The organism is Pseudomonas sp. SDT291_1_S447, from assembly GCF_054070155.1.
In genome coordinates, this window is sequence record NZ_JBSVXS010000170.1 from 1 (window position 1) to 8,388 (window position 8,388).

The 8,388-nt window shown below is 60.3% G+C and carries 10 protein-coding genes; 6 read left to right on the top strand and 4 right to left on the bottom strand.

What is annotated here, in order from left to right:
- Positions 1-58: 58 nt before the first annotated feature.
- Positions 59-1,366 carry an ATP-binding protein gene (locus ACW9IR_RS27360; RefSeq protein WP_457465731.1) on the bottom strand — a complete coding sequence of 436 codons (1,308 nt, stop codon included), beginning with the start codon at positions 1,364-1,366 and terminating at the stop codon, positions 59-61.
- Positions 1,363-2,103 carry a response regulator gene (locus ACW9IR_RS27365; RefSeq protein WP_102902756.1) on the bottom strand — a complete coding sequence of 247 codons (741 nt, stop codon included), beginning with the start codon at positions 2,101-2,103 and terminating at the stop codon, positions 1,363-1,365. The genes ACW9IR_RS27360 and ACW9IR_RS27365 overlap by 4 nt, the downstream gene beginning before the upstream one ends.
- A 297-nt stretch (positions 2,104-2,400) precedes the next feature.
- On the opposite strand from ACW9IR_RS27365, the gene ACW9IR_RS27370 reads away from it, so the two are divergent.
- The 3 genes from ACW9IR_RS27370 to ACW9IR_RS27380 are packed head-to-tail and all read left to right on the top strand — an operon-like array spanning position 2,401 to position 4,239.
- Entirely contained in the window at positions 2,401-2,664 is a 264-nt protein-coding gene (locus ACW9IR_RS27370) for a DUF2790 domain-containing protein (protein ID WP_102902755.1), read from the top strand.
- Positions 2,665-2,693: 29 nt separating this feature from the next.
- Positions 2,694-2,990 (top strand): hypothetical protein, encoded by a 297-nt coding sequence (locus tag ACW9IR_RS27375; RefSeq protein WP_457465733.1) that lies wholly within the window; start codon positions 2,694-2,696, stop codon positions 2,988-2,990.
- 37 nt (positions 2,991-3,027) lie between these two features.
- Positions 3,028-4,239 carry a cytochrome c biogenesis protein DipZ gene (locus ACW9IR_RS27380; RefSeq protein WP_457465735.1) on the top strand — a complete coding sequence of 404 codons (1,212 nt, stop codon included), beginning with the start codon at positions 3,028-3,030 and terminating at the stop codon, positions 4,237-4,239.
- 17 nt (positions 4,240-4,256) lie between these two features.
- On the opposite strand, the gene ACW9IR_RS27385 is transcribed toward ACW9IR_RS27380, so the two are convergent.
- Positions 4,257-4,718, bottom strand: coding sequence for a GNAT family N-acetyltransferase (locus ACW9IR_RS27385; protein WP_457465737.1), 462 nt, complete (start codon positions 4,716-4,718; stop codon positions 4,257-4,259).
- 225 nt (positions 4,719-4,943) lie between these two features.
- Here ACW9IR_RS27385 and ACW9IR_RS27390 point away from each other — a divergent pair, with 225 nt between their 5' ends.
- Together ACW9IR_RS27390 and ACW9IR_RS27395 are read left to right on the top strand one after the other, a co-directional pair.
- Positions 4,944-5,216, top strand: coding sequence for a DUF4242 domain-containing protein (locus ACW9IR_RS27390; RefSeq protein WP_095120244.1), 273 nt, complete (start codon positions 4,944-4,946; stop codon positions 5,214-5,216).
- 33 nt (positions 5,217-5,249) lie between these two features.
- Positions 5,250-6,062, top strand: a complete 813-nt coding sequence (locus tag ACW9IR_RS27395; RefSeq protein ID WP_150729972.1) for a class I SAM-dependent methyltransferase — start codon at positions 5,250-5,252, stop codon at positions 6,060-6,062.
- 151 nt (positions 6,063-6,213) lie between these two features.
- On the opposite strand, the gene pcsA is transcribed toward ACW9IR_RS27395, so the two are convergent.
- On the bottom strand, positions 6,214-6,936 hold the full coding sequence (pcsA, locus tag ACW9IR_RS27400; protein ID WP_007919592.1) for a phosphatidylcholine synthase: 723 nt from the start codon (positions 6,934-6,936) through the stop codon (positions 6,214-6,216).
- A gap of 260 nt (positions 6,937-7,196) precedes the next feature.
- Between pcsA and ACW9IR_RS27405 the strand changes: the two genes are divergently transcribed.
- Complete coding sequence (locus ACW9IR_RS27405) at positions 7,197-7,970, top strand: tellurite resistance TerB family protein (RefSeq protein ID WP_457465739.1); 774 nt, start codon at positions 7,197-7,199, stop codon at positions 7,968-7,970.
- Positions 7,971-8,388: the final 418 nt, after the last annotated feature.

Consider the following 8,388-nt stretch of genomic DNA (forward strand, 5'->3'; position numbering starts at 1 on the left):
CATTGACTGAAAAGACGCCATCGCGAGCAGGCTCACTCCTACAGGGTTTATGCAGCGTTCAAACATTGAGGGGGAGTTTCAGTTCCGCGCACAACCCGCCGCCCTCGCGGTTGCTCAAGGTCAACGAGCCGCCCAGCGCCATGGCCAGTTGCTGGGCGATGGCCAAGCCCAGTCCGGTGCCGCCGGTATCGCGATTGCGCGAGTTTTCCACGCGGTAGAACGGTTGCAGCACCTGCGCCAGTTCGGAATCGGCGATGCCCGGGCCACGGTCCATGACGGTGATCGCCAGGCTGCCCTTGTTGGCTTCGACCCAGACTTCGGCGGCGCCGGCGAACTTCAGCGCGTTGTCGGTGAGGTTCACCAGCACTCGGCGCAATGCATGAGGACGGGTGTCGATGACCGCCGCACTCTTGCCGACCAGTTGCACCTGCTTGCCCATGTCCTGATAGTCGAACACCAGGCTTTCGAGGAAGGAATCCATGTTGGTGCGGCGGCTTTCCTCGGTCGAGCCATGGATGCTGCGCGCATAGGCCACGCCTTCGCGCACCAGATGTTCCATCTCGCTGAGGTCATTCCACAGCTTGTCTTTCTCGACGCAATCGTCCATCAGTTCGGCGCGCAGTTTCATCCGCGTGATCGGCGTTTGCAGGTCATGGGAAATCGCCGCCAGCAGTTGCATGCGTTCCTTGAGGTAGGCGGCGATGCGCGCCTGCATCGTGTTGAATGCCCGTGCCGCGTAAACCACTTCGTTCGGGCCGCTTTCGTCGAGGTTGATCGGGTGGGCGTTGGGGTCGAGGGTTTCTACGGCGTCGGCCAGCCGGGTCAGGGGGCGGACCGCAATGCGCACCGCCAGCCAGGTGCAGGCGATCATCAACGCCAGTTGGCCGAGCAAGACCGCCGGCAACCAGGGTGACAACGGCACCATGGCGGGGCGCACGTCGATGGTCACCGGGCTGCCGTCGCTCAGGCGCAGATGGCCCTGGAAGTGTTTCTTCGGCCCGGGGATATCAGTGAAAGTCAGCGGATAGCGTTCACCGATGGCTTCGGTGATCGAGGTGACGGCCACCGGCACATCACCGGCCTCGATTGGCATGCCCGGTTCACCTTCGCTCAACAGGTAGCCATAATTTCTTCGCGCCAGACGCTCGAGCCAGGCCGGGCGCTCTTCGGCAGGCAAGCGATCGAGGATCGCAATCGAGGTCGACACGTCGGTTTCCAGATTGCCGAGCATGGTGTTCTTGGCGCTTTGGTAACGTTCGTAGTACTGCGCGCCGAACGAGAGCGCCTGGGCCAGCAGCAGGCCGATCAGAAAAATCAGCGACAGGCGCGAGGCGAGGGTGCGTGGCCAGTGCAGGTTGACGCTCATGCCGGGGCACCGAGAAGCTCGACTGGCAGCGAGAACACATAACCTTCGCTGCGCACGGTCTTGATGTAGGCCGGCTCGCGCGCATCATCGAGCAGACGCTGGCGCAAACGGCTGACCAGCAAATCGATCGAGCGGTCAAACAGATCCGCATCACGGCCCTGGGTCAGATTGAGCAGTTGATCGCGGCTGAGCACCCGTTGCGGGTGATCGAGAAACACTCGCAGTAATCGGTATTCGGCACCGCTGAGGGCGACCATGGTGCCGTCCTTGTCCAGTAAGTGACGGGCCGAGGTGTCCAGTTGCCAACGGCCGAAGGCCAGCAATCGACCGGCTTCGGTGACCACCAGATTCGGTGGCAGCATCCGTGTGCGGCGCAGCACGGCGTTGATCCGCGCCAGCAACTCACGGGCAGCGAACGGCTTGGTCAGGTAATCGTCGGCGCCCATTTCCAGGCCGATGATGCGGTCGGTTTCATCGTTGCGCGCGGTCAGCATCAACACCGGCGTGGCCTTGTGTTTGCCCACGCGCAGTTCGCGGCACAGCTGCAGGCCATCGTCGCCGGGCATCATGATGTCGAGCACGATCAGGTCGACGGTGTTGGCTTCGAGAAAGCTGCGCATCTGCCGGCCGTCGGCGACCACGGTGGTGCGCAGACCGTTTTTCTTCAGGTAGTTGCCCACCAGTTCACGGATCTCGCGGTCGTCGTCGACGATGAGAATGTGATCGACATGTTCCATCGGGTTCGAACCTCTATCAAAGGGGAATGCCGTGCAGTCTATCGAGCCTCGCGCGGTTCGCCTGCCTGCCTTTGTATTGCAGTGTATCTGCCGTGGCGGCGGATACACGGGAACGCAAAAACGCGAATTTTCCAGGGTTTTGTATCGCTGTGTATCCCCCGATGGCAGGGATACACAGCGATTGAAACGCGCCTGTTCCGGACACAGACGCGATACCTCGCGAGCCTCAAATAGGCTCCATCGAGGCCCACACAGATCGCCTCGGCTCAAACCCACTGAAGCCTTGAGGAAAACGCCATGAACAACAAATCCGTAATCGCCGCCTGCCTGTTCGCCGCGCTGAACATCTGCACGCTGTCGGCCCGCGCCGAAGCCGCTGTCACCCCGCAAACCTACACCTACGGCACCCACCTGGATATCCAGAAAGTGCTCTCGCTGAAACAGGACAACTCGGTGAATTGCGGGATTGTCGAGGCGCGCATGACCTACCTCGATTCGGCCGGTCAGACCCGCGTGCTCGATTACAGCAAATTCGCCGACGGCTGCAACAACGACAACTAAGTCATCACTCTTTATAGAAGGAAACAGCCATGAACAACGTATCGCGCTTTTTGACTGCCATCGTTTTCTCTCTCGCCGGCGTTGCCGCCCATGCCAACGCCGCGGTTGAACAGCATAGCTGCCACAGCAGCACCTGCTTCCAACTGACGCCAGTAGCCAAGCAGAGCAGCGATGGCTTGATTGCTGCGGACGGCTCCAGTCGCACACCGCAGGGCCAAATGTTTGCCGCGGACGGTTCCAGCCGCACGCCACAGGGCCAGATGGTTGCCGAGAACGGCGCCAGTCGTACGCCGCAGAGCCAATGGCTGGAAAGCCAGAGCGCCTGAACGGCTCATCACGTTCATTGATCAAGGGTGATTCACTATGTATCTCATCGCATTCCTCGGCGGTCTGCTGACCGTGCTCAGCCCCTGCATTCTGCCGGTGGTGCCGTTTCTGTTTGCCGGCGCCCAACGCAGCCGCACTTCGATTCTGCTCACCCTCGGTGGCATGGCCCTGACCTTCGCGCTGATCTCAAGCCTCGCTGTGGTCAGTAGCGAATGGGTCATTCAGGCCAGCAACAGCAGCCGTTACATTGCGCTGATCGTGATGAGTGTGTTCGCCCTGTCGCTGATATCGGCGCGCATCGGTGACTGGCTGACACGTCCCTTTGTGATGCTGGGCAATCGCCTTGACCCGGATATTCGGAACAAGACCGGGCCGATGGGTTCGGTCATGCTCGGCGTGGCCACGGGACTGCTGTGGGCACCGTGCGCCGGGCCGATTCTCGGCGTGATTCTCACCGGTGCCATGCTGCAAGGCGCCAACGCGCAGACCAGTCTGTTGCTGCTGGCCTACGGCGCCGGCAGTGCGCTGTCGCTGGGCACGCTGATCTTCACCGGACGCGGCTTGGTCAATCGCCTGAAACCGTCGATCCCGTTCACCGGTTGGTTGCGCCGTGGTGCCGGTGTTGCGGTACTGGCGACGGCAGCGGTGATTGCCACCGGTTTCGACAAAACCTTGCTGGCGAATACCTCCTCTGAGGGTGTGGCGAGTGTCGAAAAAAGCGTTCTGGAAAATGTGCCGAAAGTGGTCGACTACTTCATCAGCAAAGTCCGCGCGGACTCGCCGATGGAGCAGGGCAAAGGCGCGATGCCATCGCTGGCCGGCGCAGTGCAATGGCTGAGCTCGCCCGAGCTGAGCGCTGAGTCCCTGCGCGGCAAAGTGATACTGGTGGACTTCTGGACCTACGACTGCATCAACTGCCAGCACACCCTGCCGTACGTCAAAGACTGGGCGAGGAAGTACGAAAAGGACGGCCTCGTGGTGATCGGTGTACACACCCCGGAATACGGCTATGAGCGGATCATCGACAACGTCAAGGATCAGGTGAAAAAGCTCGGCATCACTTACCCGGTGGCCATCGACAACAACTATGCAATCTGGCGCAACTTCGACAATCAGTACTGGCCAGCGCACTACCTGATCGACGCCAAGGGGCAGGTGCGTTACAGCCACTTCGGCGAAGGTCGCTACGAAGCGCAGGAGCAGATGATCCAGCAGTTGCTGCAGGAGGCAAAGGCGCCTGCGGCCTGATCAGCAACAGCAATGGCTCAGAGGTCGCGGACCATGAGCCATTGTTCGTTGTCCCAGGCGCGAAAACGCTCCAGGACTTGCCAGCCGCGCTTGGCGTAGTAGTCCTGTTTGCTCTGCGTGTGCAGATACAAACGCGCAAACCCGCAGTCTTTTGCCTCCCGGCAAATACCCTCGATCAAGCGCTCCGCCAGCCCTTGCCCGCGTGCTTCAGGGCTGACGAACACACAGGCCAGCCAAGGTCCGAGATCAGGGCGCAGGTCGAGGTCATCGCGTGCCAGCGCGGCGCCGCCGACCAGACGTTCACCGTCCATGGCGATCAGGCAGGACCAGTCGCCATTGCCTTGGCCCTCGGCAAATTCACGCTGCCATTCGGCCAGCGGATGGTCGACGTATTCGTAGGGGAATTGTTGGTGGATCCATTGGGCATAACGGTCGCTGTGCTGCATGTGATGCGCGAGCCAATCGAGTTTCAGTGACATCAGTCGAGTCCGTTGCAGAAGCGAGCGAGCATCAGAAACCAATCCCCCAACCTTGGCAATCCTCAAGGTGTTCCAGACGCTTTACAGATTTCCACCGCTTATCGGCAAACCCCCGGTTTTACGGGGTTGCCAGACGATTGGCAGGGACGCCGAGCGGTCTCGGCGCGATAGTGCGTGAGCAGGGTCACTGCCGGCCTTGCCCCATAACAAGAGCGCGAGGTTGCCATGCCTAAATTCGTGATTGAACGCGAGATTCCAGGGGCCGGGAAGCTGTCGGAAGCAGAACTCAAAGCCGTGTCGCACAAGTCCTGTGACGTGTTGCGTGAACTCGGCCCGCAGGTGCAATGGCTGCAGAGCTATGTCACCGCAGACAAAATCTATTGCGTGTACATCGCACCGGATGAAGAGCAGGTGCGTGAACACGCAAGGCTTGGTGGCTTTCCTGCCAACAGTGTGGCGCGTGTGATGACGGTCATTGACCCGACTACGGCCGAATAATCACTGATCCAATTTGTAGCGGAGCTCACTGTCATGAGTACCCCGATTGATCTGACTGCCTTGAAGGAACGCCAGAAAGTCGCCTGGGCCAGTGGCGACTACGCCGTGATCGGCACCACCCTGCAAATTGTCGGCGAAAACCTCGCCGAAGCCTGCGACCTGCGTTGCGACGAGCAGGTGCTGGATGTCGCTGCCGGCAACGGTAATGCAACGCTGGCGGCGGCGCGGCGCGGTTGCCTGGTGACGTCCACCGATTACGTCGCGGCCCTGCTGGAACGCGGACAGGACCGTGCCCGCGCGGAGCATCTGGACGTGACGTTTCAGGTGGCCGATGCCGAAGCGCTGCCGTTCGCCGACGAGAGCTATGACGCCGTGCTGTCGACCTTTGGCGTGATGTTCGCACCGGATCAGGACAAGGCTGCCGCCGAACTGGGCCGGGTTTGTCGCCGTGGCGGGCGGATCGGTCTGGCCAACTGGACGCCGGAAGGTTTCGTTGGCCAGATGTTCAAGACCCTCGGCCGGCATCTGCCACCGCCTGCTGGTGCTCAGCCGCCGTCGAACTGGGGCTCTGATGCGTGGCTGCACAAGCATTTCGATGACCGCGATTTTCTGCTGCGTGTGACGCGGCGCGAGTTCAATTTTCGCTATCGCTCGGCCGCGCACTTCATCGACATCTTCCGCCATTGGTACGGGCCGGTGCACAAGGCTTTTGCGGCGTTGCCGCCGGAGAGCGGGCAGGCGCTGGAAAGTGATCTGGCGGATTTGCTCAACCGTTTGAATCGGGCGGGGGAGGCGTCGCTGGTGGTGCCGAGTGAGTATCTGGAGGTGGTAATCACTAAACGCTGAGTCACACACCATTTTCAAATTTGTGGTGATCCCCTGTGGGAGCGAGCTTGCTCGCGAAAGCGTTGTGTCATTCAACACAGATGTTGTCTGACACTCCGTCTTCGCGAGCAAGCTCGCTCCCACAAGGGTAAATGTAGCTGGGGCGGAAGACCTATTTCACCTGCGGCCGATCAAACCACTCCAGCGCCGTGCGCCAGATACAAATCCCCAGAAAGTACGCCGACATCAACAACCACAAGCCCATCACCAACGGGTTGATCACCGGGTGGTTGAGCACCAGCGACAGGCTGCACAGCAGCCAGATTGCTGTCACCGCAATGTTGATCGGCATAAAGCGTCGCACACGGAACGGGTGCAGAAACTTCATCCGCGTCACGGTCAGCAGCGCCAGACCAATCACCGTCAGAAAAGTGATCCACGGCCCCGGCCCGATGATGTAAAGGCACAGCGCGACCACATTCCAAGCCGCCGGAAACCCGACAAAGTAGTTGTCCTTGCTCTTCATATTGACGTTGCAGAAACAGAACAGCGACGACACCAGAATCAGCGACACGGTCAGCAGCAGGGTGTAATCGGGCAACGGAATGTAGCGATAGATGAACAGTGCCGGAATGAATACATACGTCAGGTAATCGATCACCAGATCAAGGATCGAACCGTCGAAGCTTGGCAGCACCGATTGCACGTTGACCTTGCGCGCCAGCGCGCCGTCGAGTCCGTCGACAATCAGCGCCACGCCCAGCCACATAAGGCAGTGGGTCGGCTGGTTTTCCAACAGGGCGAGGGTGGCCAGAAAAGCGGTGACCACGCCAGTCGCGGTAAAACCATGGGCGCCCCATGCTTTGAGCCTGGCGATGTGTACGGTCGATATCACGGGGGCGTTCTCCAGAAAGTGAAGCAAGCCGGGTATCACCCTTGGGCAACAAGGGCGCCGGCAAACCGGGTCGGGGTTGCAGCTATCGACCGGTCAGGCCGGGATAAGGTTCACCAATGATCAATCTTAGCTGGCCGGCGAAAAAATACGCGGGCGAAATCCGCCAGGCCCTTGAGTGTCAGCCAAACGGTGCTGGCGCTATGGCTTAAGGGGTCTATCGTTGCCAGACGCAGTCACTGCCAATGCTTGAGGATAACGTCATGAACACCAGCGATTTGCTCGAACAACTGCTGCGAGGCCAGGCCTCGGCAGGTCAACAATCTTCAGCGTCTGCCGGTTCGGGTCTGGGCGGCCTCGGTGGCTTGCTGGGCGGCCTGCTCGGTGGCGCGGATTCGACCGGTACACGCGGCGGCGCGCCGGCGGGCGGGTTGGGTGGATTAGGTGGTTTGCTCGGTGGTTTACTCGGCGGCGGTGCTGGTGGTGGCCTGGGTGGCGCATTAGGTGGGGCGTTGGGCGGCGGGGGCGGCACGCAAAGTCGTTCCGGCGGTACCAATTACGCGGCGCTGGCATCGCTGGGGATGATGGCGTTCCAGGCGTATCAGGCTTGGCAACGCAGCCAGGCCAGTTCGGTACCGCAACAAACGCCGCAAACGGCTAACCTCCTTGCCGGCCCGGAAATAGAAGAGCACAGCCATGCGGTGCTGCGTGCTTTGATCGCGGCGGCCAAGGCTGATGGCCGTATCGATGAGACCGAAAAACATTTGATCAGCAGCGAGATCGGCAAACACACCGATGATCCGCAGTTACAGCAATGGCTTGACGCTGAAGTCGCCAAGCCGCTGGACGCTAATGAAGTGGCAACGTCGGCGAATGGCGATGATGCTGTCGCCGCCGAAATGTACCTGGCCAGCGTGTTGCTGGTGGATGACCAGCAGAGCGCTGAGCGCACCTATCTGGACGAGCTGGCAGCAGCGTTGCAGATCGACCCCGATTTGCAGGTGCATCTGGAGCAGCAGGCCAAGGGCCAAGTATAGAAAGCCCACACCGGCCATGGTGGTTACCGGATGTGTCCTACGTAAATAAGGGAATCAGCCGACTGCGGCTATCCGTAGAGCCAAGCAAAGTCCTGTGTCTTAACCAGACACAAGGAAATGTGGATGCTCACGGTCGGCACGTCAGTCGCTTGCAGATTCGAAATCGAGGGAGTTTTCCACCCATTTCAGATGCTCGGATTCCGGGTCAGGAGGGTGCGCAGCCCAACTGATCCGATTCAACAACATCCCGCCCTGCATTTCACTCATGGCTCGCACTGTCTGATTGGAGAGGCAGCGCGGTGAGTGTCTTAAGCGCATTTCCCGAAGGGTTACCTTGGGGCGAGTCGCAGGCCTTTGTGCTATTGGACGGTGCGACGATCAGCGATCTGCCGCAGCGGTTGAAACAGCTCAACCCGAC

Coding starts and splice junctions, on each gene's coding strand:
- ACW9IR_RS27360 (WP_457465731.1), bottom strand. CDS start 1,366: ATGAGCGTCAACCTGCACTGGCCACGCACCCTCGCCTCGCGCCTGTCG.
- ACW9IR_RS27365 (WP_102902756.1), bottom strand. CDS start 2,103: ATGGAACATGTCGATCACATTCTCATCGTCGACGACGACCGCGAGATC.
- ACW9IR_RS27370 (WP_102902755.1), top strand. CDS start 2,401: ATGAACAACAAATCCGTAATCGCCGCCTGCCTGTTCGCCGCGCTGAAC.
- ACW9IR_RS27375 (WP_457465733.1), top strand. CDS start 2,694: ATGAACAACGTATCGCGCTTTTTGACTGCCATCGTTTTCTCTCTCGCC.
- ACW9IR_RS27380 (WP_457465735.1), top strand. CDS start 3,028: ATGTATCTCATCGCATTCCTCGGCGGTCTGCTGACCGTGCTCAGCCCC.
- ACW9IR_RS27385 (WP_457465737.1), bottom strand. CDS start 4,718: ATGTCACTGAAACTCGATTGGCTCGCGCATCACATGCAGCACAGCGAC.
- ACW9IR_RS27390 (WP_095120244.1), top strand. CDS start 4,944: ATGCCTAAATTCGTGATTGAACGCGAGATTCCAGGGGCCGGGAAGCTG.
- ACW9IR_RS27395 (WP_150729972.1), top strand. CDS start 5,250: ATGAGTACCCCGATTGATCTGACTGCCTTGAAGGAACGCCAGAAAGTC.
- ACW9IR_RS27405 (WP_457465739.1), top strand. CDS start 7,197: ATGAACACCAGCGATTTGCTCGAACAACTGCTGCGAGGCCAGGCCTCG.